Here is a 26,906-nt window from a genome sequence, read left to right as displayed (position 1 = left end):
GGGTCAAGGCTTCTTTGGTGTCCGCCCATATCGAAGCGGCCTGGTTTCAGGGCGACGTAGCACCGTCGTCAGTGCGAGCGCGCCTTCGCCTCACACCGAGTGAGAGAAGATGTCTTCCTCGTCCCAGCCGAGAAGATCGAGTTTGGCGCGCGTCGGCAGATAGGCGAAGGAGACGTCCGCGAGCTCCATGCGATTCTCGCGTTCCAGGCGTTTCAGCAACACGCCCATCAGGTCGTGAAGATAAAGCACGTCGGAGGCGGCGTATTCGAGCTGCGCCGGCGTCAGCGTGTCAGCGCCCCAGTCCGAGGATTGCTGCTGTTTGGACAGGTCGACCCCGATGAGTTCCCGCGTCAGGTCCTTCAGGCCATGACGGTCGGTATAGGTCCGGGTCAGGCGCGAGGCGATCTTGGTGCAGAAGATCGGCGACGTCATGACACCGAAGGCGTGATAGAGCGCTGCGATGTCGAAGCGGGCATAGTGGAAGATCTTGACCTTGGAAGGATCGGCGAGAAGTGCGCAGAGATTGGGCGCCTCGCGCTGCCCCTTGGCGATCTGCACCACATCCGCCGTGCCGTCGCCGGGAGAGAGCTGGACGACACACAGCCGGTCGCGGCGCGTGTCGAGGCCGAGCGTCTCGGTGTCGATGGCGACGGCGCCGGAATAGCGGGACAGATCGGGCAGATCGCCCTGATGAACGCGAATGGTCATGAAGGAATCTTCAGCCTTGAGAGGCGGCGGTGCCTTTCCGCCGCGCGATGGACGCCGGCGTGAGCTTTCCGGCTTCCTTTCAGGAACAATCGGAAAGCGCCCGTCGGGTCAACCCCTTTCGCCTCTCCCCGCGCTCGACGACGCGAGCCCGCGAGAATTGGCCTTTCGCCCATGTCAGGCGGTTTCGATGTCGGTGGCGGCGAACTTCGCGCCTTTGTAGAGCAGGGGCTGGCGATAATAGCGCGCGCAGGCATAGGAAAAGCAGTCGCCGGTGTTAAGGCCGGCGCTGTTGCCCCGGCCCCGGCCATAGCGGCCATATGCCTCAAGCGCGATGGATGTGACCTGCGCCGGGAGCGACATGATCTGGATGCTCATGAGGTCGAGAAAGCGCAGCACCGCCTCGTTGGCCTCCTCGATCGGCAGGCCGTAGGCGCGGGAGACGGACGCCGCCGCCTCGAACGCGGCGATCGGCGAGGTCAGGCGCTTCGGCGAGGCCTGCAGGCGGGCGGCGAAAATGCGCGCCTCCTCCTCGTCGGTGAGCATGGCGATCAGTGCGGAGCCATCAACGAACATCAGAGGTGGCCTGCGCGACCCGAGCCGGCGGAGGAGCGGTTTTTCAGCTCGCGGCAGAACTCGGCGGCGACATCGGCCAGAGAGGGCTTGGCGCGTTCGCGTTCCAGCTCATGCTCCAGCGCCAGATGCACGGCCTCGGTGAGGCCGATCTTCTTGATCTGGGCGACCTTGCGGGCGAGGGCGTCGGTCTCGGGATTCTTGATGTGAAAAGGCATGGCGATTCGCACGGCTATAAGACTAGAGCTAGCCGTATAGCGCACCACGATTTCGGCGCAAGACAGGGCTTTGAGCGGGGCTTGAGGCCGGAGCGCCGGGATAGATCGTCTCGAATTGCGGTCTACCCGACCGGTTTTCCGACAACGCACAGCATTTTGCCGCGGCGACCCGGATAGCGGCGAGGCTAGCCCCCCTGTCTAGCCCAATTCAGATCGGGATAGATTTCGCGGTCTATCCGCTGATCTTCTTGCGCTTTTGCCCTTCTCGCGGGCCGGCTGGCGATCATCCCCGCAAAGCCAGCCGGCTTGACCGAAGAGTCGCCCCCTCACGTGCGGTGGCTCTCCGGCGCGCGTTCAATGCCTCGCGGCATTCGGTCCGCTGAAGTCAGGATTAACGGCAACCGGCGCGCATTCCCAGGCGCCTTTGGCTTTGCCCACAGAAAGAAAAGCAGGAGGCTTCCAGGCTTCTTTTGCTGCTCGCGGCGGTGTCGTCACAGGGTCGATTTGAGCGCCCGATGAGCCTTGAATCAGCAGTGTGAGGCCGCACTGGTCAGCGAGGTTTCGGCGGCGTGTTGGCGCGCCCTTCCTGTGAAGACACGATCTGATCGGGGGGGAATTGTGTTGGAGGGAACCGCGTCCTGATATGGCGGAAGCTTTCAGTCGCGTAGGTCTTCGTGCCGAGGCCGTGCCCGTAAGCTGCGACGTGGCGCAGTGGCTTCCCATGGCGGGCTGACATCGGAATGAACAGCGAAATGAAAAAAGGCGGGGAGGCAGTCGGTGTCAGCCGAACATGCCGCTGCTCTCGCCTCAGCCCATGAACGGGCGCGGCAATCTTCGACATCGAGGTCGACGGCATATCTTTGGGAATTGGTGCCCAGGAAAGGACTCGAACCTTCACGCCTCGCGGCACACGGACCTGAACCGTGCGCGTCTACCAATTCCGCCACCTGGGCACGGCGGCGACCATTAGATTCTCGCCGCGGACCTGTCAACGCGTTTCTCCAGGCATTTTGACTCTTGTTTGTCCATGCCGCCGGCAATCTCTTCACCTTGCGGCGGCAACGCGGTAAGACCGCCACAATGGCGCGGCGCGAGAACAGGCCGCGAGAACGATTGTGAGGAGATCTCGGCAGATGGCGATCGACACCGGTAAGGTCGTGACGGTCTTCGGCGGATCTGGGTTTCTTGGCCGCTACGTCTCGCGGGCCCTGGCCAAGCGTGGCCACCGCATCCGCGTCGCCTGCCGCCGGCCCGACCTGGCCTATCACCTGCAGACCAACGGCAACATGGGCCAGATTCAGGCTATCCAGGCCAATCTGCGCTATCCGTGGTCGATCGAGCGGGCGATTTCGGGCGCCGATCACGTCATCAATCTCGTCGGCGTTCTCCAGAGCAGCGGCAAGCAGAATTTTTCCAGCCTTCACCACGAGGGCGCCAAGGCGGTGGCCGAGGCGGTCCGTGCGGCCGGCATCTCGATGACCCAGATGTCCGCCATCGGCGCCGACGAAGGCTCGGACAGCGAATACGCCAAGACCAAGGCGCGGGGAGAGGCGGCGGTGCTCGCGGCCGTGCCCGACGCGGTGATTCTGCGCCCCTCGCTTCTGTTCGGCGCGGAGGACCAGTTCTTCAACCGCTTCGCCGCCATGGCGTCGCGCAGCCCCTTCCTGCCGCTCATCGGCGGCGGCGAGACGAAGTTCCAGCCGGTCTATGTGGCCGATGTCGCCGAGGCGGTGGCGCGGGCGATGGAAGGCGAGGTCGCCGGCGGGCGAATCTATGAGCTCGGCGGGCCCGAGGTCATGACCTTCCGCGAGCTGATGGAGCTGATGCTCAAGATCATCTGCCGCAAGAAGCGCTTCGTCACGCTCTCCTACTCGACGGCCTCTTCCATGGGGCGGCTGCTCCAGTCGATTCCTGGGGCACCCATCACCGAGGATCAGGTGAAGCAGCTGCGCTACGACAACGTCGTTTCCGAGGCGGCGAAGGCGGAGGGGCGCACCTTCGAAGCTTTCGGCATCGAACCGCGGCTGATGGATGCGATCCTGCCGACCTATCTCGTGCGCTTCAAGCCGCTCGGGCAGTTCAACCGGGGCGGACCGCTGGCCGATGCCAAGGGACCGCCCGAGCTCGTTTGACGGCTAGAGCGGGATGAGTTGAGCTTCGCTCATCATCCCGCTCAATCTTCTTCTGTGCGCATGACCTTTTTCCGAAAACCGGTTCCCTCTTTTCGGGATCATGCTCTAGGCACTGAGGCGGCGGCAAGTCAGGCCGCCGCCGCTCCTCACGCGAAGAGCGTCAGGGAAACGAGGCCGACGAGGCCGACGACGATGCGCCACCAGCCGAAAAAGGCGAAGCCGTGGCGCCCGACGAAGCCGATGAAGGTCTTCACCACCACCAGGGCCGACAGGAAGGCGACGACGAAGCCGATGGCGATGAGCCCGGCGTCGTCCATGCTGAGGGCGTTTCTCGACTTGTAGAGGTCGAAGACGAAGGCGCCGAGCATGGTGGGGATGGCAAGAAAGAAGGAAAATTCAGCCGCCGAGCGCTTGTCCGCGCCAAGAAAGAGGGCGCCGACAATGGTCGCGCCCGACCGCGAGGTGCCGGGTATCATGGCAAGGCACTGGAAGAGGCCGATGCCGAGGCACAGCGTCAGCGGGTAGTTCATCACATCCTCGTGGCGTGGGCGGAGCGGCATGCGGTCGATGAAGAGCAGGATGACACCACCCACGATCAGGGCGATGCAGATGACCACGGGCGCTTCAAACAGAACCTTGATCGCGTCGTGGAGCAAGGCGCCGAAGAAGGCGGCGGGCAGGAAGGCGACGAGGACGCCGAGCGTGAAGCGGCGGCTGCGCGGGCTCGACGGCAGGGTTACGGCGATCTGCCAGAGCTTGCCCGCATAGACCACCAGCACCGCCAGGATGGCACCGAACTGGATCAATACCTCAAAGGTATGGGCCGTCGATTGGAACCCGAGGAGGCGTCCGACCAGGAGCAGATGCGCCGTGGAGGATACCGGGATGAACTCCGTCAGGCCCTCGGTGAGGCCGAGAACGATCGCATCGAAGATGTCGGCGAAGCTCATGAAAGGCTGATCCTGCTGCTGACGATCACGGCCCGCGCGATTCGCGGGGCCCGTGGAATTGACTGGGCGGCGATGGGTGGCATGGCACTAAGGCGGTCTCAAGAGGAAACGTGATGCCTTGCGCAGACTGTCGCCGAAATGGCACGAGCGGCGCGAAGGTGTTAGCGCGTCATCAACCAAGCGCCCCTAGAGTTGCCGATTACGCCGGCGTCAGGGCTTGACGATGCGGCGCTCGAGGAAAGCTATCTCTGCCATGCTAAGGCTCCATCATCATCCCATGTCCGCCGCGTCGCGCTTTGCCCGGCTCATACTCGGCGAATATGGCGAGCGTGCCGAACTGGTGGAGGAAAAGCCCTGGGAGCGCCGCCGCGAGTTTCTGGCGCTCAATCCCGCCGCGACGCTGCCAGTCCTCATCGAGGATGACGGACCTCCCATCGTTGGCGGGTTGGTGATCGCCGAATATCTTGACGAGACGCGCGGCATCTATCAGCGCGATCGGCGGTTGATGGCGGAAAAGCCCATCGAGCGGGCAGAGATTCGCCGCCTCAGCGAATGGTTCGTCAACAAGCTCGAATCCGAGGTGACGCGCTATCTGGTGCGCGAGCGCGTTTTCAAGCTGGACATGAAGGTCGAGCACGGCGGCGGCCCGCCGGATGCCTCTGCCATCCGTGCGGCGCGAGCCAACCTCAAGAATCACATGCGCTATATCGGCTGGCTCGCGGAAAGCCGCGATTGGCTGGCGGGCCCAAGAATTAGTCAGGCGGACCTGGCCGCTGCCTCCGCTCTTTCGGTGCTCGACTATCTTGGCGAGGTGGATTGGGATCGCGAGGGGGCGGCCAAGGATTGGTACCAGCGGCTGAAGTCGCGCCCTTCCTTCCGCCCGTTTCTGGCCGAGCGGATTCGCGGCATCCCCCCCGTCGCGCATTACGCTGAACTCGACTTCTGAGCGCTGAGCCGCGTTCTCCATAAGGTCCTGGTATTCTTGCTCTTTGACCTTGCGGCCGGCGCCGCTTCGCCCCATGATTCGGGCTCATGAATGACACACGTGAATCATTGAGGCGCTTTCTTTTCGACGATGCCCGACGGCTCGGCTTCGACGCCGTCGGCGTTTCGAGCGCCGAGGATGACGGCGTGGCGGGCAGCCGGCTCGCCGCGTTCCTGGCCGAAGAGCGTCACGGAACCATGGCCTGGATGGCCGAGACGGCGGAACGGCGCGCGAGCCCAAAGGCGCTTTTCCCGCAAGCGAAGACGGTGATCGTTCTCGGCTTGAACTACGGGCCCGAGGAAGACCCGCGCGGCCTGCAGGCCCATCCCGAGCGCGGCGCCATCTCCGTCTACGCGCGAAACCGCGATTATCATGAGCTGATCAAGGGGCGGCTGAAGGAGCTTGCCAGCCGATTGCTGTCGCGGGCGGGTGGCGACCACGACGTCAAGGTCTTCGTCGACACGGCGCCGGTGATGGAGAAGCCCGCCGCCAGCCGGGCCGGTCTCGGCTGGCAAGGCAAACACACCAATCTCGTCTCGCGCGAGTTCGGCTCCTGGCTGTTTCTGGGTGCGATCTTCACCACGCTCGATCTCTGTCCCGACACGCCCTCCCGAGACCTCTGCGGATCGTGCCGGGCCTGTCTCGATGCCTGCCCGACAAAGGCCTTTCCGGCGCCGTACCAGATCGACGCGCGGCGCTGCATCTCCTACCTGACGATCGAAACCAAGGCGACCGTGCCCGCCGAGCTTCGTCCGGCGATGGGAAACCGCATCTATGGATGCGACGACTGCCTGGCCGCGTGCCCTTGGAACAAGTTCGCCCAACGCTCCCGGGAAGCCAAGCTTCAGGCGCGTGACGACCTGAAAGCGCCGGCGCTCGCTGACCTTCTGGCCCTTGACGAGCCCGGCTTTCGCGCGCTCTTCTCGGGGTCGCCGGTCAAGCGCATCGGACGCGCCAAGTTCGTCTCCAACTGCCTGATCGCGGCGGGAAACTCGGGTCGGGCGGAGCTTGCCGAACCTTGCCGGCGGCTCATGCGCGATGATGCGCCGCTGGTGCGCGCCATGGCGGTCTGGGCACTTCACCGGCTTGTGCCGGCTGAAGCGTTGGAACAGCGAGCCGCCGCGCTCGATGTCGAGGAAGACCCCGACGTGAGGAGGGAATGGAATGCACTCGACGGCTGATTTCTATCCGGAGACGGACGGTTCGGAACCCGGCGAGGAGGGCGAGCGCGGGAAGCGGCGCGGCGACTTCCTCAAGGCTCGCCATGCCTTGCGCCATCGCGTCGGCGGACCGGTGAGAGGATCGGCCGCGCTCGGGCGGGGCGCGGTGGGGGCGGGAGCCCTGGGTGCGCTCGCCGTCGGGGCCCTGGCCATCGGGGCATTGGCGATCGGCGCCTTTGCCATCGGCCGCCTGTCGGTCGGTCGTGCGCGGGTCGGCGAGGCACGGTTCGATCGCCTGAGGATCGGCGAACTGGAAATCGGCAGCCTGCGCTATCCCGCGCGGGACGAAGACGACGCATGAGCGAGGCGGGGGAGCGCGATCGTCTCTTCGTGTTCGGTTGCGGCTTTTCGGCCAGCCGCGTCGTCGAGCGTGTTCGAAAGCGCGTCTGCATCTGCGGCGTGACGGTACGCTCCGAGGAGCGCGTGGAAGCGCTCGCTGAATCCGGGCACCAGGCTTATCGATTCGCCGGCGAAACGGTCGACGCGGGGATCGCGCCGGCCCTGGAAGATACAAGCCTGCTCCTTGTTTCGGTTCCGCCGGACGCTTCGGGTGATCCGGTGTTGCAGGCCTTCGCGACGACAATTCTTGAGAAAATGCCGAACCTCACCTGGATCGGCTACCTTTCGACGGTGGGTGTCTATGGCGACCATGGCGGCGCCTGGGTCGACGAGGAAACGCCGCCGCACCCGGTCTCGCGCCGGTCGGTCGAGCGGCTCCATGCCGAGGAGGCATGGCAGAAGCTGGCGCAAAGGCGCGGCGTGCCTTTGGCCATTCTTCGCCTTTCCGGCATCTACGGGCCGGGGCGCAACGCCTTCGTCAATCTCGCGAACGGCACGGCTCGACGCCTCGTCAAGGCGGGGCAGGTGTTCAACCGCATCCATGTCGAGGACATTGCCGGGGCCGTGGACTTCCTTTCACGACAGCGTCTTGGCGGGGTCTTCAACGTGACGGATGACGAACCGGCGCCGCCGCAGGACGTGGTGGAATGGGCCGCGCGGCTGGCGGGGGTCGAGCCGCCACCCGAGATCGACTTCGAGACGGCCGAGCTCAGCCCCATGGCCCGTTCCTTTTACGGCGAGATCAAGCGCGTCTCCAACGCGCGGCTCAAGGCGGCCGGCTACGCGTTCGCCTATCCCACCTATCGGGAAGGCCTCGCGGCGCTGGCCGGCGATTTCGTTCAGCCCTGATTCGTCGCGCTGAGTCTTGGCGCTGAGTCTTGGCGCTGAGTGTTGGGGCCTCACCCCTCGACGCGGTCGATGAACCAGCGGGTGAGGCGGGTCCAGACCTCGTCCTTTTCGGCGAAGTCCTCGACGCCGTGCTCCAGATTGGGGTTGTCGTTCACCTCGATCAGGAAGACGCCGTCCTCCGTCTCCTTGATGTCGACGCCGTAGAGGCCGTCGCCGATGCAGCGCGCCGCCTTGAGGCCGACGTCGAGGACGTGCGGCGGGGCGTCGGCGAGCGTGAACGCCTTGAAGCCGCCCTCCATCGGCCGCCCGCCGGTATCGTGGTTGATGATCTGCCAGTGCTCCTTGGCCATGTGGTATTGAACGGCAAAAAGCGGCTGGCCGCCGAGGACGCCGATGCGCCAGTCAAATTGCGTCGGCATGTACTTCTGGGCAAGCAGGAGGTCCGTATCCTCCAGCCAGGCGCCGGCGAGCTTTTCGAGGCCCGCCATGTCGCTCACCTTCTTGACGCCGCGCGAGAACGAGCCGTCGGGGATCTTCAGCACCATGGGGAAGCCGAGAAGATCGGCGGCGCGCACGCAGTCTTCCTTGCCCGAGATCATGACAGACGGAGGCGTGGCGACACCGTTGGCCTCCATCAGCTCGTTCAGATAGACCTTGTTGGTGCAGCGGATCATCGAGATGGGATCGTCGATGACCGGCATGCCCTCCTGCATGGCCCGGCGCGCGAAGCGATAGGTATGGTTGGAGATCGAGGTCGTCTCGCGGATGAACAGCGCGTCGAAATTGGCGAGGCGCGCCAAATCCTTCTTGGTAATGGGCTCGACCTCGACGCTCATGCGCGATGCGACGCGGGCCCAGTGCTTCAGTGATTCGACCGAGGTGGGCGGGAGTTCCTCCTTGGGGTCGTAGAGCGTGGCGAAGGAATACTTGGTCGGCGTCTTGGCCTTGGCGGCGCGCCACTCGCGCGCGGTGTAGCGCTCCATGGCGGCGACAAAGCAGGCCATCTCGTCGGCATCGAGCTTGCCGAGACCGGCGAAGCCGATCTTCTTGATCTTCGGGGGAGAGACAGGCTCGAGGGTGATCTCGAGAGCCGGCGCGCGAAACCAATCGAAGGCGAGCTTGGCGAAGCGATCGAGCCGCGGGTCCGGCGAATGGCCGAAATAGATCCGGATATGGGGGTCGAGCGGCGTCGGCGAGCGGTGAACGGCGCGCGCCAGCGCGGCGTCGAGTTCAGGCAGGGCGTTCTCGTAGAGCTTCTTTTCCGACAGGTCGATCATGGTCTCGACGGTCGGGATGATACGATGCCCGCGCGCGCCGGCCAGAAGCGAGGCGTAGTAGGCGCGGCTCTGATAGGCGTAGGAACGGGCGAGATTGATGATCTTCGGCCGCTGACCGCGAAACAGGCCCGGCCGGGCGAGATAATCCCGGCTGGTCATGATCTTGTGGGGGGTGGCTGCGTTGTCTAGGTCGGACGGGCGTCCGACCAGAATGACCCATTGTGACATCGGACGTCTGCGGCCCTTGGCTGGAAGCGGATCTTAAACTTTCGGGTATCGGGTGTGCGGGGTCAGGCGTGCGACGCTCGACGTTTCGCCAGAAATACGGCGGCTCGAAGACCGATCTTTCCGAACCGGGCGATGCGCTCGAACGCGGCATAGGGGATCGGCAGGCTCGCGGCGTCGGCGATGGTCTCGCCGTGTTCGTCGTCCACCCACGGATCGTGAATGATGATATGGCGCCCATCATCGCCGTGGGCCAGCACCCAATGGGGCACTTTCTTTCCGAACATCTGGTAGCCCGACACCAGAACCATCGCCGTCTTGCCCGCCGCGATGGCGGCGCTGAGATCGGCGACGGAAAACGGGCGGACGGAAACCGGAATGCCGTAGTCGCGCGCGCGGGTGCGGAAGTCTTCCTGGGCGAGGCCCATGATCTTCTGCTTTTCCAGGCTGCGCACACCTTCGAGGAAAAGATCGCCAGGTTCGGAAACGTGGATCTCCGATGACAGCCCCGCCTCGTAGGCGGCGACGGCCAGCCCATAAGGGTCGCAGCCGCCGGGGCCGGACATCATGAAGATCGTGGTGGCCTCGCGCCAGAGGCGGATCTCCTTCACCGGGCTCATCTCGAAGCCCTCGATGTCGCGGGCCAGTGCCATCATGAGACAGCAGGCGCCGCAGGTGAAATCCGTCGTCTGCTCGTAATAGGGCACCGTCGACTGGAGGGCGGTATCGCCGCGCAAGGTCTTCTCGAAGCGCAGGGCCGGCGAGTGATCGGCATAATAGTCGAGATAGCGGCCGATGGGGCGATAGCCCTCGCTACGATAGAGGGAGATGGCCGGCTGATTGTCCTCGCGCACCTCCAGCCGAAGCGCGATGCGGTCGCGACCGAAAGCCTCGCGCTCCATGCCCGACAGAAGCGCCCGGCCGACGCCGCGCCCCGCCGCCCGGCGCGCCACCGCAATGGAGTAGAGCCTGGCGAGCGCGGTGCTGGCCCGTATGAGAAGCGCGGCGTAGCCGAGCAGTGCGTCGGTATCCGGATCGACCGCCAGCGTGACGACGGCGCTTTTCGACTGGATGAGATTTCGGAACGAGCGACGCGTGATGCGATCGGCGTCGAACGCCTCGCTCTCCAGCTCCACCAGATGGTCGACATCGTCCTGGCTCGCCGGACGCAAACGGATCGGCAGCCGCGCCTTAAGAGAGGCTGACTGAGGCGCTTCGGAAGAGGATGACATCGACAGGGAGTGTGTTCGCCAAGGGCCGAGGGCCGAAGCGGCCCGATTCGTCGCGCATCCTACGCCGCGCCTCGTGGGCAGGCGAGGAAAATCCGCATGCGCCGGACGCGCCTTCCGGTCATGGATTGTTGCCGCCTGAAATGATCGGAGAAATATGAGTAAAACTGAGGGGTTAGGCCGACTTTGACGCTGCCTTGTGTCACATTCCCGCTGGCACTCAGACAGGAAATAAAGCAAGAGCGTCGTCTTGGCTTGGCCGCTCGCCCGCCCTCGCAGTTTCACAGCTAAGGATGGAATATTGTTTCGACAGTTCTTCTCCGGAATCGGCAAACGTCGCTTCGAGGATCTTTCGGAAAAGGAGATCCTGGCGCTGGCGATCTCGCGGATGGATGAGGACAGCCGGATCTATGCCACCTATGCCGAGCGGCTGCGCGCGGAGTTTCCCTCGACGGCCGCTGTCTTCGAGGGGATGGCGGTGGAAGAGGGCGCCCACTGCCGTCGATTGACCGATGCCTATCAGGCGCGCTTCGGGGCGTTCATCCTGCCCATCTCCAGCCATCATGTCGCCGGCTTCTACGAGCGCCGCCCCGTCTGGCTCGTCGAGAATCTCGGCCTTGATCGCATTCGCGCCGAATGCATGGACATGGCCCGCACCTCGCGCGACTTCTTCGTCCAGGCGGCCGATCGCGCCTTCGACGAGGACGTGAAGGCGCTGCTGGCAGGCCTCGCCGAGGATGAAAGCGGCCATTACGAAAGAGCCGAGGAACTCGCGCAGCGCCATCTCGTGGGCGAAAAGCGGGAGGAGGAGGACGAAGCCGCCCATCGGCGCCTGATCCTCACCTGGGTTCAGCCAGGGCTCGCCGGCCTGATGGACGGGTCCGTCTCGACGCTGGCGCCGATCTTCGCCACGGCCTTCGCCACCCAGGACCCCAAGACGACCTTTCTCGTCGGGCTCTCCTCCTCGGTCGGCGCCGGAATCTCCATGGGCTTCACCGAGGCGGCCCATGACGACGGCAAGCTGTCGGGCCGAGGTTCTCCGGTCAAGCGCGGCATCGCCTGCGGGGCAATGACCACCCTCGGCGGGCTCGGCCACGCGCTGCCCTATCTCATCCCCGCCTTCTGGCCAGCGACGATGATCGCCTTCGCCATCGTCTTCGTCGAGCTGTGGGCGATTGTCTGGATTCAGAACCACTACATGCGCACGCCTTTCCTGCGGGCGGCGTTTCAGGTGGTGCTGGGGGGCATCCTCGTTCTTCTGGCGGGCGTTCTGATCGGCGGTTCTTGAACCGTCCTTTGGGTTCGCCGGCGGTCCTTGCACTGGGGCGGGCAATGCTTAGCTAAGAGAAGGCCGGCATTCTCGCCGTCCGCTGCGGCCTCGCGCCCAACGGCGCGGCGGCCTCTCCGTCGGCGTCCACGCGGCGCCCATGATCTTTCGAGCGAAGGGGCTGCGCGTGACCATCATTCTCATTGCCGTGGGACTTGTCCTTCTCACCCTCGGCGGGGAAATCCTGGTCCGTGGCTCAGTGCGCACGGCCGAGGCGTTCGGCGTCTCGCCTCTCCTCATCGGTCTGACGCTCGTCGGCTTCGGCACCTCGACGCCCGAGCTTGTCACCAGCGTCATGGCGGCCTTTCGCGATGCGCCGGGAATCGCGATCGGCAACGTTGTCGGCTCCAACACCGCCAACATTCTTCTCATTCTCGGCGTAACGGCGATGATGGCACCCCTCGCCGTACGGCCCAAGGCCTTCCGGCGCGATGCCTTCGTTCTGGCCGCCTCGACGGTGGCCTGCGTCGCGGCGGTCATGGCCGGCGAGCTTCAGCGCTGGATGGGTTTCGCCCTGATCGCCGGGCTCGGCGCCTACATGGTCTTCGCCTATCTCAACGAGCGCACGAACCCGGCCGAAGCCGGGGGCGAATCGCCGGCGCCGCGTCAGCCGCTACGCGCCGTCCTGCCCCATGTTCTCCTGGCCGTCGGCGGAATCGTGCTGACGATCTTCGGCGCGCGGCTTCTCGTCGATGGCGCGATCGTCCTTGCCGAAAGTCTCGGCGTGTCGGACACGGTGATCGGCCTCACCATCGTCGCCGTGGGAACCTCGCTGCCGGAGCTCGTCGCCTGTGTCATCGCGGCCTGGCGGGGCCATAGCGACGTCGCGCTCGGCAATGTCATCGGCTCGAATATCTACAACACGCTCGGCATCCTCGGGGTCACCGCCGCGATTCGCCCCGTCACCGTGCCGCCCGAGGTGGCTGCCTTCGATATCTGGATTCTTGCGGCCGCCACGGCTCTGCTGCTCGTCTTCCTGAGAACCCGCTGGCGGCTCGAGCGCTGGGAAAGCGGCGTTCTCATGGTCGGCTACTGCAGCTATATCGCCTATCTCGTCGCCGGAGCCTGATGCGTCTTAACGCGATGATCCCTGCGTCGATGGCTCGCCAGAGCCATGTGATCGTGGGATTTGAACACCACGACGCTTCCCTGTAGAGGGACGGATAGATTGATGTTCTCGGCGGTTGGCGCGGACGGCTCGCGCACGCCCTGAACTTGAGGAACTGGCGGCTACGACATCGTGGCACGACCCTGAGACGGACTGGATCGGATCATGGATCGCATTCGCATACGCGGGGGCAGCACCCTCAACGGCACGATCCCGATCTCGGGGGCGAAGAATGCCGCGCTGCCCCTGATGATCGCCGCGCTTTTGACTGACGACACGCTGACGCTGGAGAACGTGCCGCATCTGGCCGACGTCGAACAGCTCATCCGCATCCTCGGCAACCATGGCGTCGATTATTCGGTTGACGGCAAACGTCTCAATCAGCGCGCCAGCGGCGGCCGGACCATTCATTTCACGGCGCGCGCCATCGTCGACACGACCGCGCCCTATGATCTGGTCTCCAAGATGCGCGCATCGTTCTGGGTGATCGGCCCGCTGCTCGCCCGCATGGGAGTGGCCAAGGTGTCCCTGCCGGGCGGCTGCGCCATCGGCACACGTCCGGTCGACCTCTTCATCGAGGGCCTGAAGGCTCTGGGCACCGAGATCGACATCGAGAACGGTTATATCGTGGCCAAGGCCAAGGATGGCCTCATCGGCAACCGCTATGTCTTTCCGAAGGTTTCGGTCGGCGCGACGCACGTCATGATGATGGCGGCCTCGCTCGCCAAGGGCGAGACGGTGCTGGAAAACGCGGCGCGAGAGCCCGAGATCGTCGATCTCGCCGCCTGCCTCAACGCCATGGGCGCCCGGATCGAGGGCGCGGGAAGCTCGACCGTGACCATTCAGGGCGTGCCGGCTCTCGCCGGCGCGCGCCACCGCGTCCTGCCCGATCGAATCGAAACCGGCACCTATGCCATGGCCGTGGCGATGACCGGCGGCGACGTCACCCTGCAAGGCACCGACGGGCGGCTTCTCGACACGGCGCTTCGCGCCCTGACCGAGGCCGGCGCCGAGGTGAGCGAGGCCGAAGGCGGCATCAGGGTGCGGCGCGCGCCCGGGCGCCTCAATCCCGTCAATGTGGAGACGCAGCCCTTTCCGGGCTTTCCGACCGATCTTCAGGCCCAGTTCATGGCGCTGATGACGCGATCCTCGGGCGTATCGCAAATTACCGAGACGATCTTCGAGAACCGCTTCATGCATGTCCAGGAGCTGGCCCGACTCGGCGCGCGAATCTCGCTCTCCGGCCAGATGGCCCGGGTCGAGGGCGTGGAAAAGCTCGCCGGCGCCGACGTCATGGCCACCGATCTGCGCGCCTCGGTTTCGCTGGTGATCGCGGCGCTGGCTGCCGAAGGCGAAACCACCGTGCATCGCGTCTATCACCTCGACCGCGGGTTCGAGCGGCTGGAGGAAAAGCTGACAGCGTGCGGCGCGGACGTCGAGCGCATCTCTGGCTGACGCGATCGACGTGGCTTCGGCGGGAATGGCGGGCGCGTGGCCGCGCGACCCCGCGCCGTCTTGCTTTTTGCATCGAGAAGGCCGATTTAGAGGCCACTTCTAGAGTTGCGAGGGGCGGGTGCGCGCAGCGCTCGCCGAATTCACGCGGGCAGCAGCGGCGGCGGGACCTGGCGCCTCATCCACAAATGTTCTGAGGAAAATAGACCATATGGCAAAAGAAGAGGTTCTCGAATTTCCGGGAACGGTCACTGAACTGCTTCCCAATGCGACGTTCCGCATCAAGCTCGAGAACGATCACGAGATCATCGCGCACACGGCCGGCCGGATGCGCAAGAACCGCATCCGTGTGTTGACGGGCGACAAGGTCCTGGTGGAGATGACCCCCTACGACCTGACGAAGGGCCGCATCACCTACCGCTTCAAGTAAGGCGAGCGCCAGGATTTCCGATGGCGGCGACCCACCATCTCGTATTGGCCTCGGCCTCGCCGCGGCGCCTCGCGCTGCTGCAACAGGCGGGAATCGAACCCGAGCGTCTGCTTCCTGTCGATATCGACGAGGCGCCTGAGCGCGGCGAGCATCCGCGATCGCTGGCCAAGCGGCTGTCCCGCCAGAAGGCGGAGGCTGCCTTTCAGGTCCTGCGCGAGCGCGACGAGGCCGAGGGGCGCATTCTGCTCGCGGCAGACACCGTCGTGTCCGTGGGCCGGCGGATCATGCCCAAGGCCGAGGTCGAGGACGACGCGCTCGCCAATTTACGCTTCCTGTCCGGACGCACGCACCGCGTCTATACCGGCGTCTGCGCCATCGGCCTGTCCGGCCGTGTGCGACAGCGCCTGGTGGAAACCCGTGTCCGCTTCAAGCGCCTGACGCGCGATGACATTCGCGACTACATCGATTCCGGTGAGTGGCGCGGCAAGGCCGGAGGCTACGGCATTCAAGGGTTGGCGGGCGCTTTTGTCGTGCGCCTCGTCGGCTCCTATACCAATGTCGTCGGCCTGCCGCTCTACGAGGCACTTGCCCTCGTGGAGGGTGAGGGCTTCGACATCCACGGCGTGCGGCGCGCCTTGCGCGAAACGGGGGAAACCGCGTGAGCCGTGCCGATCCGAAAGTGGCGCCGTTGCGCCCCAAGAGGAAATGCCCGGAATGCGGTCGACCATCCGAGCGGGCGAGCTACCCCTTCTGCTCGCCGCGCTGCAAGGCGGTCGATCTCAACCGCTGGCTGGCGGGACGCTATGTCATTCCGGGCCCCGAGGCCGAGACGGACAGCCCGGTCGACGACGAATGAACCAGGACGGCCCGAGGGGGCTGGCATTATCTGCGGCCGATCGCCCTGTCGTGGTTCACCAGCTTGGCGCAAGCGCCTCTGACTATATGAACAACTGACGGTAGCGCACGAAATGGTTGCGGTACCTGTTTCTTGCGGGGCGCGGCATTCATCACCCCTCACACACTCGCCGCGCCCGCCTTTTCTTCATCCCTTCAGCTCCACACAAGCTTTCGTGTGCTTAGTCGCGTAATAACAATAGGTTAATCCCTATTGTCGCTCGCGAAGGAAGGGGAGCGTCAGTGTCAAGCAAGAGAAGAAGCGAGCCGCTCCTGCCCTGCGCAACCTCAGGCGAGTATCACCGAGCGACGCCGCCGGAGACAATGACGGCCGATTGTGCCGACAACTCCCGCGAGTGCCTCGTGGAAGCCGAGCTCGCCCAGCTCCGCCTCGCCGATGACTGGCTTGCCGGCGACGTGGAAGCTGCGCTGCGATCGCTGACCATCGTGGTGCCTCCGAAGCCCGCGAACAACGTCTGAACGATCCAGCTTCCGCCTTGCCTCGAGGCCAAGAGCGCCTGAGCCGCGGTGCTGCTACCGGGCTACCGACGCGCTCACCGTCACCTGCTGGCCATCCTCGATCGCCTGCCAATGGTTCGGATCAGTTTCGCTCTGTCGTTTCAGATAGACGTAGGGCGTGTCCGACCAGTGCTTCACGCGCCAGTCGAGATTGTCCAGGATGAAGTCGCCTCCATCGGTGCGCAGCGTCAAAACCGCGTGGCCCTCGCCATTGGCTTGGCGAACGACCGTGATCAGCAGGTTGGAGAGGGCGATGCCCGCCTGGTGCAGAAGGCGGCGCTTCTCCAGCACGTAATCCTCGCAGTCGCCCGCGCCGTCGGGATAGGTCCAATACTCTGGTACGCCGTAAATTTCTGCGTCCGAGCGAGCCTTGATCTTGAGATTGACGGAAGTGTTGAGCCTCGCGACCAGGTTCATCAGCACCGGATCGAGCTTCATCGGCGAAGACACGTCGAACTTCGCGCAGTCCACGGGGTTATTCGTGCAAAAAACCGTATAGCCGATCGGCGATTTTATTGCTAAACCGACCTTCATGTAAGAATCGCGAGCGTTGGCTGATGTTAAGCTACAGACGAACGCTACCGTGGCGCCAAAAGCGCAAAGTACACCCCTCATCGCCATTCCGTCCAGTTTTCCTGGGTCTCTGGAGGATGATGTTCAGATTGAATGGGGTAATAGTCAAACCTCAAAAATAGGGAGGGGAGTCCCTCGCTATCCTTCGGTTTGGCCTAAACAAAAAGCATTGTTTTGCTACGTAAGCTGATTTGTTGGTCGGCCAAATCAAAAAGTTAAATTAAATCAACGCAGTAAGTTTGCCTTCATTTGAGGCGATCGACGGGTGCGGCGAGGGCGCCACTCTGAAGTGGTGAGGAGCCGCAAGCGACAATTTCATGACATTGCCGGCCGCTGTGACGCGAAGGACACAGGATTTGCATCTTCCGATAACGGCGTGCGACAAAACCTCAAGCCGGGGTTGTCGGCCCAATGCCTCGCTCTACGCGTGCTTTGCATGTGCCCTTTTAGCGGGAAAGCGCGCCGGCGTCCTTTAGCGCCGAGATCATCTCTTCGAGGGAGCGCTCCATCCGCGCGAGGTCGGCCTCGCGCGACAGCCGGTGGTCGCCGTCCTTGACGAGCGTCAGCACGACGCTCTCGGCAGGAAGATGGGAAACGAGTTCGATCGCGTGGGTATAGGGCACGTCGGGATCGGTCATGCCCTGGATGATATGGATCGGGCAGCCAGTCTCGATCAGGCCCGTCATCACCGCGTTGCGGCGGCCATCCTCGATTAGCGCCCGTGTGTAGATCGTGGGTTCCGGCGAATAGTCCGAGGGAACCGCGAAGAAGCCTTCCTCGGTCAGGGCTCGCCGGTTGTCGTCGCTGAGCTGCGGCTCGACGAGCCGAGCGGTAAAGTCGGGGGCGGGAGCAAGGAGAAGGACGCCTGCGACGTCTTGCCCACGACCCGTTGCCCGCAACTCCTGGATGAGACGAAGCGCGATCCATCCGCCCATGGACGAGCCAACGACGATCGCCGGCGGGCGGACCACCGCGTCGAACACGGCACGGGAGTCGGCGAGCCATTGGCTGATCGTTCCGTCCTCGAAACGACCCGAGGACTCACCGTGGCCCGAATAGTCGAAGCGGCAGAAGCCGAGGCCGCGCGCCGCGGCGAAAGCCGAGAGACGTTCCGCTTTGGTGCCGAGCATGTCGGATTTGAAGCCGCCGAGCCAGACGATGGTCGGCGCCCCGCCATCCGACGCGCGATAGGCGAGGCGGCGCTTGTCATCTCCCTCTCCGATCTCGATGAAGGCTGGTGCTACGGCGGTGGAGTTCTCGGACATGGCTTTTCCTGCTTCGCGCCCCATGATAGGCCCGATATCGGGAGCGAAGGCCGAAGCGCGGCGCGCGACCAGACGCGGGATCATGGGAACGAAGATCGCTTCGCCCCGTGAAAAAGCGTCGTTGACGTGCTATATAGACTTCTGACCTTTATTCGGTTGGGCGAGTTGGTGCTGGTCGGGGACCCGACCGACATTCACCCGCCGCATATTTCGACCTTGGACCAGGATCGTCAACAGTCAGGGAGACGAAGACCATTCGCAGACCATTTCGCGCGCCGCCGGCCCAGAAGGAAGGGCCGCGCTCAAATCGGGAAATTCGCGTACCGCAGGTGCAGCTGATCGACGCCGAGGGCCAGAACCGCGGCGTCGTGTCGTCGCAGGACGCTATGGCGCTCGCCGAAGAGGCGGGGCTGGATCTGGTTGAGATCGTGCCGACGGCCACACCGCCCGTGTGCAAGATTCTCGATCTCGGTAAGCTCAAATACGAGAGCCAGAAGAAGGCCGCCGAAACCCGACGCCGTCAGAAGACCATCGAGGTCAAAGAGATCAAGATGCGTCCGAACATCGACGAGCACGACTACGAAACCAAGATGAAGGCCGTTCGCCGCTTCTTCGAGGATGGCGACAAGGTCAAGGTGACGCTTCGCTTCCGCGGACGCGAGATGGCGCACCAGCATCTTGGCATGGAGCTTCTCAACCGTGTCCGTGACGAGACGGCGGAAATCTCCAAGGTCGAGGCAGAGCCCAAGCTCGAAGGTCGCCAGATGATGATGGTGCTGGCGCCTCGCGCCTGAGCACCGCTTCGGCCGTTCCACCTGCTGGGCCGGCCTGATCCAGGGCGGCGGACGCTGCTTTTGCTTGCGTTCGGCGTCTGAGGCGGCTATATCGCCGCTCGTTCCATCCGAGCCGTCCGGCAGGGCATGCCGTGGCGGCTCTTAAATGCTGTCCGTACCGTTCGTCACCCTATAGGCTTTGCCTGCCGGCGTGATTTGGTCGCGGCATCCTTCAAGGAGAGCAAAATGCCCAAGATGAAGACCAAGGGCAGCGCCAAGAAGCGCTTCCGTTTCACCGCCACCGGCAAGGTCAAGGCCTCTCCGGCCGGCAAGCGCCATGGCATGATCAAGCGCTCCAACGACTTCCTGCGCAACTCCCGCGGCATGATGATCCTGTCGGAACCCGACGCGAAGATCGTCAAGAGCTACATGCCCTACAACCGCTAAGTCGCGCATTTCGAGTTTCAGGAGAAGATCATGGCACGAGTGAAACGGGGCGTGACGGCTCACGCCAAGCACAAGAAGGTTCTTGAGCAGGCCAAGGGTTTCTATGGCCGCCGCAAGAACACCATCCGCGCCGCCAAGGCCGCGGTGGACCGTTCCAAGCAGTATGCGACGCGTGATCGGCGCACGCGCAAGCGCAATTTCCGCGCTCTGTGGATCCAGCGCATCAACGCCGGCGTGCGTGAGCACGGCCTGACCTATGCCCGCTTCATCGACGGCCTCAACAAGGCCGGCATCGAGGTGGACCGCAAGGTCCTGTCGGACATCGCCATCCATGAGCCCGAGGCCTTCGCGGCTCTGTGCGACGCCGCCAAGGCGGCGCTCGCCTATCTGAAGGATACCGGCCAGTCGGGCGAGTTTGAACGCGCCGTTGGCGAGAAGGCCGCCGCCTAAACAGCCGGTAGCTTTGCTGATCGTGAAAAGGCCCGCCGGCGATCGCCCGAGCGGGCCTTTTTCGTCTCATCGCCCATTTTCCGGCTCGAACCCCTGGCCGGCGCTGCTATAAGCGCCCGGTCGTCCGCAACTTCCGTGAAGATCCCTCAGGCCATGTCCGATCTCGACGCTCTCGAATCCGCGCTTACCGCATCCATCGACGCCGCATCCGACGAGGCGGGCCTCGAGGCGATCCGCGTCTCGGCGCTCGGCAAGAAAGGGCAGATCTCCGAGCTTCTGAAGGGGCTCGGCAAGATGAGCCCCGAAGAACGCCGCACGGAAGGGCCGAGGCTCAATGGTCTTCGCGACCGCATCGCCGAGCGCCTCGGCGCGCGCCGCGAGGCATTGGCCGAGGCGGCAACCGCCGCGCGCCTTGCCGCCGAAACCGTCGACGTCAGCCTGCCGGTGCGCCAGAGCCCGATCGAGCGCGGGCGCATCCACCCCATCAGCCAGGTGATCGACGAGATCGTCGCGATCTATTCCGACATGGGCTTCTCGGTGGCCGAGGGCCCGGACATCGAGACCGACTACTACAATTTCACCGCGCTGAATTTCCCGGAAGGGCATCCGGCGCGGGAAATGCACGACACCTTCTTCCTGAAGCCCGACGAGAAGGGCGAGCGCAAGGTTCTGCGCACCCACACCTCGCCTGTGCAGATCAGGACGATGGAGGCGCAGAAGCCGCCGATCCGCATCATCATCCCCGGCAAGACCTACCGGCAGGATTCAGATGCCACCCACTCGCCGATGTTCCATCAGCTCGAGGGGCTGGTGGTGGATACGACCACCAACATCGCGAACATGAAGTGGGTGCTCACCGAGTTCTGCAAGGCCTTCTTCGAGGTGCCCTCGGTGAAGATGCGCTTCCGGCCGTCCTTCTTTCCCTTCACCGAGCCGAGCCTGGAAGTGGATATCCAGTGTGATCGCTCGGGGTCGGAGATCCGCTTCGGCGAGGGCTCCGACTGGATGGAGATCCTTGGCTGCGGCATGGTTCATCCCAATGTCCTCAGAGGCGTTGGGCTCGATCCCGACGTCTATCAGGGCTTTGCCTGGGGCATGGGCATCGATCGCATCGCCATGCTGAAATACGGCATGCCGGACCTGCGTGCCTTCTTCGACGCGGACGTGCGCTGGAACGAGCACTACGGCTTCCGCCCGCTCGACCTGCCGACGCTGTTCGGGGGCCTCAGCGCCTGATCCTTATCACCAGGACCCTTGATTTGGCGGTCGCCGCCCGTTCGATCGCCTCCGTTTAAAGCGAAACAGTCCGATGAAATTCACGCTCTCCTGGCTGAAAGACCATCTCGACACCGACGCCTCGCTGGAGGAGATCGTCGAGCGCCTCACCATGATCGGCCTGGAGGTCGAGGAGGTGGACGACAAGGCGGCCATGCAGCCCTTCCGCATCGCCAAGGTGCTTTCGGCCAGCCGCCACCCGGATGCCGACAAGCTTCAGGTGCTCACCGTCGATGGCGGTCCGGAGGTCAATGGCGGCAAGCCGCTTCAGGTGGTCTGCGGCGCGCCCAACGCGCGCGCCGGACTGGTCGGCGTGCTCGCTCTGCCCGGAACCTACGTGCCCGGCATCGACACCACGCTCGGCGTCGGCAAGATCCGCGGCGTCGAATCCTTCGGCATGATGTGCTCGGAGCGCGAGCTTGAGCTTTCGGACGCCCATACCGGCATCATCGATTTGCCGCAGGATGCGCCGGTGGGCGCGCGTTTCGCCGACTATGCGAATCTCGCCGACCCGGTCATCGACATCAACCTCACGCCCAACCGGCCAGACGCGACGGGCGTTTCCGGCATCGCGCGCGATCTTGCGGCCTCCGGCCTCGGCACGCTGAAGACGTCCGCCGTCGAGCGCATCGAGGGCGAGGGTGATTGCCCCGTCTCGGTTTCGGTCGAGACTTCCACCTGCCTCGGCTTCGCGCTGCGTCTCGTACGGGGCGTCAAGAACGGGCCTTCGCCGGAGTGGATGCAGCGCCGGCTCATCGCTATCGGCCTTCGGCCGATCAATGCCCTCGTCGACATCACCAACTACGTCACCTTCGACCGCGGCCGTCCGCTTCACGTCTTCGATGCGGCGAAGGTTGCGGGCAATCTCGTGGTGCGCGGCGCGCGCGACGGCGAGGAGGTGCTGGCGCTCGATGGCCGCACCTATTCCCTGAAGGCGGGGACCTGCGTCATTGCCGACGACAAGGGCGTCGAATCCATCGCCGGCATCATGGGCGGCGAGCATTCCGGCTGTGACGAGACGACGACCGACGTGCTCATCGAATCGGCGCTGTGGGAGCCCATCGAGATCGCTCGCGCCGGCCGCAATCTCGGGATCATCACCGACGCGCGCTACCGCTTCGAGCGGGGTGTCGACCCGGCCTTCATGGAACCGGGCCTCGACCTTGCGACGAAGCTCGTCATCGAGCTTTGCGGCGGCCAGGCGACGAAGCGCACCGTCGTCGGTGAGCGCGAGACGGCGGTCAAGGTTCTGCGTCTGCCCTTCAGCGAGGTGAAGCGCCTCACCGGTCTCGACGTCGAGCCGGGCGAGCAGGCGCTGATCCTCGATCACCTCGGCTTCAAGGTTCGCGTCGAGGGCGGCGAGGCCGAGGTCACGGTGCCGAGTTGGCGCCCGGACGTGGAAGGCAAGGCCGATCTCGTCGAGGAGGTGATGCGCCTCAAGGGCGTCGACCTCATCGAACCCGCGCCGCTTCCCGCCAAGCAGTCGGTGGCCGCGCGCATCCTGACGACAAAGCAGGTTCGTGACCGCTCGGCGCGCCGGGCGCTCGCCGCGCGCGGCATGGTGGAGGCCGTGACCTATTCCTTCATCTCCGAGCCGCAGGCGAAAGCCTTCGGCGGTGGCGCCCCGAGCCTCCAGCTCGAAAATCCCATTGCGGCGGAAATGTCGGACATGCGCCCCTCGCTCCTGCCGGGGCTGATCGCGGCGGCCGGACGCAACGCGGCGCGCGGCTTCGCCGATACCGCCTTGTTCGAGGTGGCGGCGGTCTACCGCTCCGACACGCCGGACGGCCAGAGGCGCGTTGCCGCCGGTATCCGGCGCGGCACGGCCAAGACAACGGGGGCCGGGCGCCAGTGGGACGGCGACGCCTCGGCGGTCGGCGTCTTCGACGCCAAGGCGGATGCCATGGCGGCCCTGGAGGCGGCGGGCGCGCCGGTTTCGCGGCTGATCATCGAGGCCCCCGCGAGCCCCTGGTATCACCCCGGACGCTCGGGCCGCATCAAGCTTGGGCCGAAAGTGGTTCTGGCCGAGTTCGGCGAATTCCATCCCGCGACGCTGAAGCTGATGGATGTCTCCGGGCCTCACGCCGGCTTCGAGGTGTTTCTCGACGAGATCCCCGAACCCAAGCAGAAGGCGACGCGCACCAAGCCGGTGCTGAAGCTGTCACCTTTCCAACCGGTGAAGCGCGACTTCGCCTTCGTGGTGGAGGACAGTGTCGAGGCACAGAAGATTCTGCGTGCGGCGGAAGGCGCCGACAAGGCGCTAGTGTCGGAGGTGAAGGTCTTCGACGTTTTCTCTGGCGCGGCGCTCGGCGAGGGCCGCAAGTCGGTGGCCATCGAGGTGACGCTGCAGCCGAAGGACCAGACCTTGACCGAGGCGGAACTGGAAGCCGTTTCGGCGAAGATCGTCGCGGCGGTGACCAAGGCAAGCGGCGGCACGCTGCGCACCTGACGAGAACAAAAGAACAGGAGAGCGAAGATGTTTCGATGGGGCGTGATATCGACGGCCAGGATCGCACGGCAGCAGGTGATTCCGGCGATTCTGGAATCCGAGAACGGTGTGCTTTCGGCGATCGCCAGCCGCGATATCGAAAAGGCGAGGGCGCTGGCCGAACGTTTCGGCGCGCCCCATGCCTTCGGCTCCTATGAGGAACTCTTGGAAAGCGACGTCGTCGACGGCGTCTATATCCCGCTGCCCACCTCCCAGCATGTCGAATGGGCGAAAAAGGCGGCCGAAGCCGGCAAGCATGTTCTGGTCGAGAAGCCGCTGGCGCTGAAGGCGTCCGACATCGAGCCGCTCATTGCCGTGCGCGACAAGGCGGGCGTCCTCATCTCGGAGGCCTTTATGGTCGAGCACCATCCGCAGTGGTGGAAGGTGCGCGAGCTGATCGAGGGCGGCCTCATTGGTCGCCTTGCCCATGTCCAGGGCGTCTTCTGCTATCACAATGTCGATCCGGCCAACATGCGCAACAAGCCGGAGCTCGGCGGTGGCGGCCTGCCGGATATTGGCGTCTACCCGACGGTGGCAGCGCGCATCGTCACCCGCGCCGAGCCGCTGAAGGCCCTCGCCAAGGTAACGCGCGACGAGGTCTTCGGCACCGACACCTACGCAAACTGCCAGCTGGCCTTCGAGGATTTCGACATGAGCTTCTATGTCGCGACGCAGTTGGCGGCGCGGCAGACGATGGTCTTCCACGGCACGGATGGCTTCATCGAGGTGGAGGCGCCGTTTAATGTCGGGCTCTACGGCTATCCCAACGTCCGGCTCGAGGATCAGAAGCATGGCCGGGCGGAGGTTTTCCGCTTCGGCGGCATCAACCAGTACTGCCGGGAGGTGGAGGCCTTCGCGAAGCGCGCGGCAGGCGAGGACGTGATCCACTTTACGCTGGAAAATTCGATCGCCAACCAGAAGGTGATCGATGCCTTCTATCGCTCGGGCGAAAGCGGCGCCTGGGAGTCGATCGGCTGAGGCGGCCGGGATTCAGCCGGAAAGCAAGGAATGAAAAAGGCCGGCGGTGCGATCCGCCGGCCTTTTTCGTGGAGAGGAAGGGTCAGAACTCCTCCCAACCGTCGCTCGCAGCTTTTGGCGCGGCTCCGCCGGAGCCAGCGACCTTCATTTGGGGGACCGGACGCGGGGCGGGGCGGGGCGCCGCCGGTGCCGCTGTTCTGCGGGGGGCGCCCCGCGAGCCCTGGGCGGATTGGCCGGAAGAGACCGCCGTCCGGAACTGGGCGATGAGATCGGCGAGGGTCGCCGTCTCCTGGGTCAGCGACTGCGCCGCAGCCGTCGTCTCCTCCACCATCGCCGCGTTCTGCTGCGTGACCTTGTCCATCTGATCGGCGGCGGTAGACACCTCGCGCAGGGTCATGGCCTGCTCGCGAGCGCCGCGCGCGATCTTGGAAACCACCGCCGACATGGTCGCGACTCCCGCGACGATCTCCTCGAGGCTCTGTCCCGACGCCGTCACCAGCTCGACGCCTTGCTCGACATGGCCATGGGAGGCCGAGATCAGCTCCTTGATCTCCTTGGCCGCTTCTGCCGAGCGCTGGGCTAGGGCGCGAACCTCCTGGGCGACAACGGCAAAGCCCTTGCCTGCCTCGCCGGCGCGCGCCGCCTCGACGCCTGCGTTGAGGGCGAGGAGGTTCGTCTGGAAGGCGATTTCATCGATGACGCCGATAATCTTGCCGATCTCGTCCGATGACTTTTCGATCTGACTCATGGCTTCGACGGCGCGTCCGACGATCGCTCCGCCCTTTTCGGCGTTCTTCTGAGCCGTCTCGGCCGAGTCCTGGGCGCTGCCCGCGCTCTCGGCGGTCTGGTTGACGCCGCGCGCCACCTCGCCGAGGGCGGCGACCGTTTCCTCCAGGCTCGCCGCCTGCTGTTCTGTGCGGTGCGCGAGATCGCTGGTGGCGGTGTCGATTTCGGCGAGGCCTGTGCGAATCAGCCCCATCGAGCCGACGATAGCGCCGAATGTCGTGTCCAGCTTGCCGACGGAGGCGTTGAACTGGTCGCGAATCTCCTCGAACTCCACCGCGACCGGCTGAACCAGGCGCACGGTGAGGTCGCCCTCGGAAAGACGGGCGAAGCCCTCGCTGATATGAGAGACGAAAGTCCGTAGCTCCTCGGACCTGGCGCCATCCACCTGCGCCTTCCGGCCGCGCTCGACGTCCTGTTCCTGGCGAAGGGTAAGGGCCTCTCCCTCCAGTCTCCTCTGCTCGATGGCCGCCTTGCGGAAGCCCTCGACCGAGCGCGCCATGTCGCCGATCTCGTCCTTGCGCTGAAGGCCCTCCACATTCACTTCGAGATTGCCGCTGGAAAGCTGGCCCATGTTGGCGCGAAGCCGGGCGATGGCGCGGGTGATCGACCGGCTGATGAGCAGGATGAACGGCGTGATGATCAGGAAGGCTGCTGCCGCCGTGAACACCTGAATCCATTTCGATTGTCCGGCACGCTTGTGAACATCGTCAAGGTAGCTGCCGAGCACCTTGGAGCTATCGGCATCAAGGTTTTCCAGTACCTTCGACAGCCGCTTCCCCGCGCCGTCGATGGCGTCGTCGATGGCTGCAAAGTCTTCGATGGGCGCGCGGCGCGTCACCAATTCCGGGAGCTTTTGCTGGACCGTCGCTGCGATCTCCTCGAGATCGGCATCGAAAGTAGCCATCATCGCCTGCTCGCCGAGCTGCTTGGCAAGGGCGTGAGCCATCGGGGCGTCGTCGCGCAATTCCTTCAGCGTTGCCTCGATGACAGCAGACCTCTCAGGAGCCACGCTGCCGTCCTCGCGGTCGACGATGATATCCATCGCCGTCAACACCAACTGGACATTGTCGAAACGCATCCGCGCCATGATGTCGGATTGCTCCCGCAAATCATCCGACATCGACATCTTATCGTAGGTGCGGGTTCCCTCGACCCAGGCCAGCGTACCCACGGCCATAAACGCCGCCCCGGAAAAAATGACCGCCGCCTTCAATCGAGCGGAAATGGAAATCGAATCGATGAAACCCATGGAATTCGCCCCGGAGAATACTTGTACAGAACAGTTAAACCCATTCGGTCAATCAGGGATTAATGGATCAGGTTGAGAGAAAAACGGATTTTGTTCATGAAATGGAGAAATTTTCCTCGCATAAAATAAGTATGACCTGACAATTTTGCTGAATGCGACATCGGCGCGAGCCCTGGTTCACTGGAGCGGC

27 protein-coding genes and 1 tRNA gene are annotated in these 26,906 nt (G+C 64.4%); 18 read left to right on the top strand and 10 right to left on the bottom strand.

The window, feature by feature from the left end:
* Positions 1 to 90 precede the first annotated feature (90 nt).
* The 4 genes from B5D38_RS09650 to B5D38_RS09635 form a co-directional block, all read right to left on the bottom strand.
* On the bottom strand, positions 91 to 708 hold the full coding sequence (locus B5D38_RS09650) for a ribonuclease D (RefSeq protein WP_078708183.1): 618 nt from the start codon (positions 706 to 708) through the stop codon (positions 91 to 93).
* Positions 709 to 882: 174 nt separating this feature from the next.
* On the bottom strand, positions 883 to 1,281 hold the full coding sequence (locus tag B5D38_RS09645) for a type II toxin-antitoxin system VapC family toxin (protein ID WP_078708182.1): 399 nt from the start codon (positions 1,279 to 1,281) through the stop codon (positions 883 to 885).
* Positions 1,281 to 1,496, bottom strand: coding sequence for a type II toxin-antitoxin system VapB family antitoxin (locus B5D38_RS09640; RefSeq protein ID WP_078708181.1), 216 nt, complete (start codon positions 1,494 to 1,496; stop codon positions 1,281 to 1,283). Before B5D38_RS09640 ends, B5D38_RS09645 begins: the two co-directional genes overlap by 1 nt.
* A gap of 868 nt (positions 1,497 to 2,364) precedes the next feature.
* A tRNA-Leu gene (locus B5D38_RS09635) sits at positions 2,365 to 2,449 on the bottom strand.
* A gap of 180 nt (positions 2,450 to 2,629) precedes the next feature.
* Between B5D38_RS09635 and B5D38_RS09630 the strand changes: the two genes are divergently transcribed.
* The gene (locus B5D38_RS09630) at positions 2,630 to 3,628 is read left to right on the top strand and encodes a complex I NDUFA9 subunit family protein (RefSeq protein WP_078708180.1); all 999 of its coding nucleotides are present in this window, start codon (positions 2,630 to 2,632) and stop codon (positions 3,626 to 3,628) included.
* A 146-nt stretch (positions 3,629 to 3,774) separates the two neighbouring features.
* On the opposite strand, the gene B5D38_RS09625 is transcribed toward B5D38_RS09630, so the two are convergent.
* On the bottom strand, positions 3,775 to 4,578 hold the full coding sequence (locus tag B5D38_RS09625; protein ID WP_078708179.1) for an undecaprenyl-diphosphate phosphatase: 804 nt from the start codon (positions 4,576 to 4,578) through the stop codon (positions 3,775 to 3,777).
* A gap of 253 nt (positions 4,579 to 4,831) precedes the next feature.
* On the opposite strand from B5D38_RS09625, the gene B5D38_RS09620 reads away from it, so the two are divergent.
* From B5D38_RS09620 to B5D38_RS09605, 4 genes are all read left to right on the top strand, one after another.
* Entirely contained in the window at positions 4,832 to 5,524 is a 693-nt protein-coding gene (locus B5D38_RS09620; protein WP_078708178.1) for a glutathione S-transferase family protein, read from the top strand.
* An 86-nt stretch (positions 5,525 to 5,610) separates the two neighbouring features.
* Entirely contained in the window at positions 5,611 to 6,744 is a 1,134-nt protein-coding gene (gene queG / locus B5D38_RS09615; RefSeq protein ID WP_078708177.1) for a tRNA epoxyqueuosine(34) reductase QueG, read from the top strand.
* Entirely contained in the window at positions 6,728 to 7,084 is a 357-nt protein-coding gene (locus B5D38_RS22370) for a hypothetical protein (protein ID WP_207552922.1), read from the top strand. Before queG ends, B5D38_RS22370 begins: the two co-directional genes overlap by 17 nt.
* Positions 7,081 to 7,971 (top strand): SDR family oxidoreductase, encoded by an 891-nt coding sequence (locus B5D38_RS09605; protein WP_078708176.1) that lies wholly within the window; start codon positions 7,081 to 7,083, stop codon positions 7,969 to 7,971. Before B5D38_RS22370 ends, B5D38_RS09605 begins: the two co-directional genes overlap by 4 nt.
* Positions 7,972 to 8,021: 50 nt before the next feature.
* On the opposite strand, the gene B5D38_RS09600 is transcribed toward B5D38_RS09605, so the two are convergent.
* On the bottom strand, positions 8,022 to 9,476 hold the full coding sequence (locus tag B5D38_RS09600) for a RimK family protein (RefSeq protein WP_078708175.1): 1,455 nt from the start codon (positions 9,474 to 9,476) through the stop codon (positions 8,022 to 8,024).
* 62 nt (positions 9,477 to 9,538) lie between these two features.
* Positions 9,539 to 10,705, bottom strand: coding sequence for a GNAT family N-acetyltransferase/peptidase C39 family protein (locus B5D38_RS09595; protein ID WP_116002624.1), 1,167 nt, complete (start codon positions 10,703 to 10,705; stop codon positions 9,539 to 9,541).
* Between the two features lie 298 nt (positions 10,706 to 11,003).
* On the opposite strand from B5D38_RS09595, the gene mbfA reads away from it, so the two are divergent.
* The 7 genes from mbfA to B5D38_RS22195 all read left to right on the top strand — a co-directional run bounded on the left by mbfA (position 11,004) and on the right by B5D38_RS22195 (position 16,393).
* Positions 11,004 to 11,990, top strand: a complete 987-nt coding sequence (gene mbfA / locus B5D38_RS09590) for an iron exporter MbfA (protein WP_207552921.1) — start codon at positions 11,004 to 11,006, stop codon at positions 11,988 to 11,990.
* A gap of 166 nt (positions 11,991 to 12,156) precedes the next feature.
* Positions 12,157 to 13,098, top strand: coding sequence for a calcium/sodium antiporter (locus B5D38_RS09585; protein WP_165690820.1), 942 nt, complete (start codon positions 12,157 to 12,159; stop codon positions 13,096 to 13,098).
* A 204-nt stretch (positions 13,099 to 13,302) separates the two neighbouring features.
* Positions 13,303 to 14,592 (top strand): UDP-N-acetylglucosamine 1-carboxyvinyltransferase, encoded by a 1,290-nt coding sequence (gene murA, locus B5D38_RS09580; protein ID WP_078708173.1) that lies wholly within the window; start codon positions 13,303 to 13,305, stop codon positions 14,590 to 14,592.
* A gap of 208 nt (positions 14,593 to 14,800) precedes the next feature.
* Positions 14,801 to 15,019, top strand: a complete 219-nt coding sequence (gene infA, locus B5D38_RS09575; protein WP_055892241.1) for a translation initiation factor IF-1 — start codon at positions 14,801 to 14,803, stop codon at positions 15,017 to 15,019.
* A gap of 20 nt (positions 15,020 to 15,039) precedes the next feature.
* On the top strand, positions 15,040 to 15,681 hold the full coding sequence (locus B5D38_RS09570; protein ID WP_078708172.1) for a Maf-like protein: 642 nt from the start codon (positions 15,040 to 15,042) through the stop codon (positions 15,679 to 15,681).
* Positions 15,678 to 15,875, top strand: a complete 198-nt coding sequence (gene yacG / locus B5D38_RS09565; protein WP_078708171.1) for a DNA gyrase inhibitor YacG — start codon at positions 15,678 to 15,680, stop codon at positions 15,873 to 15,875. Before B5D38_RS09570 ends, yacG begins: the two co-directional genes overlap by 4 nt.
* 281 nt (positions 15,876 to 16,156) lie before the next feature.
* On the top strand, positions 16,157 to 16,393 hold the full coding sequence (locus tag B5D38_RS22195) for a hypothetical protein (protein ID WP_165690819.1): 237 nt from the start codon (positions 16,157 to 16,159) through the stop codon (positions 16,391 to 16,393).
* Between the two features lie 54 nt (positions 16,394 to 16,447).
* On the opposite strand, the gene B5D38_RS09560 is transcribed toward B5D38_RS22195, so the two are convergent.
* Positions 16,448 to 16,966: a transglutaminase-like cysteine peptidase gene (locus tag B5D38_RS09560; protein ID WP_280949380.1), complete on the bottom strand. Its 519-nt coding sequence runs from the start codon at positions 16,964 to 16,966 to the stop codon at positions 16,448 to 16,450.
* A 485-nt stretch (positions 16,967 to 17,451) separates the two neighbouring features.
* Positions 17,452 to 18,270, bottom strand: a complete 819-nt coding sequence (locus tag B5D38_RS09555) for an alpha/beta hydrolase (RefSeq protein WP_078708254.1) — start codon at positions 18,268 to 18,270, stop codon at positions 17,452 to 17,454.
* 254 nt (positions 18,271 to 18,524) lie between these two features.
* Between B5D38_RS09555 and infC the strand changes: the two genes are divergently transcribed.
* The 6 genes from infC to B5D38_RS09525 all read left to right on the top strand — a co-directional run bounded on the left by infC (position 18,525) and on the right by B5D38_RS09525 (position 24,681).
* The gene (infC, locus tag B5D38_RS09550) at positions 18,525 to 19,064 is read left to right on the top strand and encodes a translation initiation factor IF-3 (protein ID WP_078708169.1); all 540 of its coding nucleotides are present in this window, start codon (positions 18,525 to 18,527) and stop codon (positions 19,062 to 19,064) included.
* A gap of 225 nt (positions 19,065 to 19,289) precedes the next feature.
* Positions 19,290 to 19,490 carry a 50S ribosomal protein L35 gene (rpmI, locus tag B5D38_RS09545; protein ID WP_078708168.1) on the top strand — a complete coding sequence of 67 codons (201 nt, stop codon included), beginning with the start codon at positions 19,290 to 19,292 and terminating at the stop codon, positions 19,488 to 19,490.
* A 30-nt stretch (positions 19,491 to 19,520) separates the two neighbouring features.
* Positions 19,521 to 19,940, top strand: coding sequence for a 50S ribosomal protein L20 (rplT, locus tag B5D38_RS09540; protein ID WP_078708167.1), 420 nt, complete (start codon positions 19,521 to 19,523; stop codon positions 19,938 to 19,940).
* 153 nt (positions 19,941 to 20,093) lie between these two features.
* A complete protein-coding gene (pheS, locus tag B5D38_RS09535) occupies positions 20,094 to 21,176 on the top strand; it encodes a phenylalanine--tRNA ligase subunit alpha (protein ID WP_078708166.1) in 1,083 nt (360 codons plus the stop codon).
* 73 nt (positions 21,177 to 21,249) lie between these two features.
* Positions 21,250 to 23,664 (top strand): phenylalanine--tRNA ligase subunit beta, encoded by a 2,415-nt coding sequence (gene pheT / locus B5D38_RS09530; RefSeq protein ID WP_078708165.1) that lies wholly within the window; start codon positions 21,250 to 21,252, stop codon positions 23,662 to 23,664.
* Between the two features lie 27 nt (positions 23,665 to 23,691).
* Positions 23,692 to 24,681, top strand: a complete 990-nt coding sequence (locus B5D38_RS09525) for a Gfo/Idh/MocA family protein (protein WP_078708164.1) — start codon at positions 23,692 to 23,694, stop codon at positions 24,679 to 24,681.
* 82 nt (positions 24,682 to 24,763) lie between these two features.
* On the opposite strand, the gene B5D38_RS09520 is transcribed toward B5D38_RS09525, so the two are convergent.
* Positions 24,764 to 26,716 carry a methyl-accepting chemotaxis protein gene (locus tag B5D38_RS09520; RefSeq protein ID WP_245319003.1) on the bottom strand — a complete coding sequence of 651 codons (1,953 nt, stop codon included), beginning with the start codon at positions 26,714 to 26,716 and terminating at the stop codon, positions 24,764 to 24,766.
* Positions 26,717 to 26,906: the final 190 nt, after the last annotated feature.

The organism is Consotaella salsifontis (assembly GCF_900167365.1).
GTDB lineage: Bacteria > Pseudomonadota > Alphaproteobacteria > Rhizobiales > Rhizobiaceae > Consotaella > Consotaella salsifontis.
The sequence above is the reverse complement of the archived record's forward strand: the minus strand, read 5'-3'. Positions and strand labels throughout refer to the sequence as shown.